This is a genomic window from Algoriphagus aquimarinus, assembly GCF_007997215.1.
Classification (GTDB): Bacteria; Bacteroidota; Bacteroidia; order Cytophagales; family Cyclobacteriaceae; genus Algoriphagus; species Algoriphagus aquimarinus_A.
The window spans coordinates 1-1,396 of sequence record NZ_VORW01000048.1; the positions used below are offsets into that span (position 1 = coordinate 1).

1 protein-coding gene is annotated in these 1,396 nt (G+C 42.3%); it reads left to right on the forward strand.

All coding sequences use genetic code 11. The annotated features are described in order from the left end of the window. Nucleotides 1-101: 101 nt before the first annotated feature. Nucleotides 102-1,304, forward strand: coding sequence for an IS4 family transposase (locus ESV85_RS22100; protein ID WP_146921518.1), 1,203 nt, complete (start codon nucleotides 102-104; stop codon nucleotides 1,302-1,304). The last annotated feature ends 92 nt before the right edge of the window (nucleotides 1,305-1,396 follow it).

Below are 1,396 nucleotides of genomic sequence, written 5' to 3' on the forward strand. Positions count from 1 at the left end.
CACTACTGTCCGAGAAACGGTTTAAAATTTAGGGGAAGCTTCGTTTGAGAAGCTTCCCCTTTTCTGTATTTTCAGTTTACCACAACCAATAAATACAGCAGATGAAAAATACACATTTCTTCGGACAGCCGATATTTTCTCAGATACTTTCTTTGATTGACCGTTCGCTAGTTTTCAAGGTAAAGTCCAAGCACCAGTCCGATCGGTATTACAAATGTTTCGATACTTGGCAGCACCTAGTCACGATGCTTTATTGCTCCTTTAGTGGCGCCAGTTCTCTTAGAGAGCTTTCAACAGGACTTTTGGCGTGGCAGAATAGACTTGTTCACATTGGGATGCCCAAAGCACCCCGCCGTTCCACTATCTCGGATGGTAACATGCGCAGACCCAGTGAAGTATTTAAGGACGTTTACTTGGCACTTTTTGAAAAATATCGATCTGTTTTACCGGACAGCCGACTGAAAATGGATGTACTTAAAAAGCTATTTATCGTGGATTCCACGGTCATCAGCTTATTCAAAGATATTCTTAAAGTAGCTGGAAGGCCAAGAAAAGATGGTAGAAGCAAAGGCGGAATCAAAGCCCATGTGATGATCCACGCCGCTGAACTGATGCCCTGTCTGGTCAGATTAACTGAAGGAAGTAAGCACGATCATACATTTCTAAAGCATCTAAACCTCCCTGTGGGCTCTTATCTGGTAATGGACAAAGGATATACAGATTACCATCAATATGCGCGGTGGACAGAGCGGGGCATCTACTTCATCACGCGGATGAAAAACAACGCCATCTTTGAAAGTTTGGAAGAATTTGACTTGCCTGAACACAAGGATCAGGAAATTCTCAAAGATGAAACAGTGACTGTCCAATATAAAATAGGGACTGAAAAACACCCGCTCAAGCTTCGAAGAATCGCCTATTGGGATGAAAAAAACCAAAAGACCCTTGTCTTTATGACTAATAATCTGGAGATCGAGGCTTCCACTGTTGCTGCTATTTATAAGTACAGATGGCAGATTGAGCTACTCTTCAAAAGACTCAAACAAAACTTTCCACTCAAATACTTTCTTGGAGACAATCAAAACGCCATCGAAATCCAGATTTGGTGTGCATTGATCTCACTGCTGCTCATGGAAGTGATCCGCAAACAACTCAAAAGAAACTGGGCATTCTCAAATATGGTCGCCATGGCAAGATTCCATCTAGCAAGCTATGTCCACCTAACCAACTTCCTTAATAACCCGGATAAAGAGCTCCAGGAAAATCTCCTGAAAGCCAACCAAACGGCCCTATTTCCAACCTAGTGGGCTTACATTCCAATTTCACCCAAAAATCTCCTCTGATTAAGTTCTTTTCAACCTCTCTGAGAAATTCTTACTTTAGTCGGACACTAGTG

Coding starts and splice junctions, on each gene's coding strand:
- ESV85_RS22100 (WP_146921518.1), top strand. CDS start 102: ATGAAAAATACACATTTCTTCGGACAGCCGATATTTTCTCAGATACTT.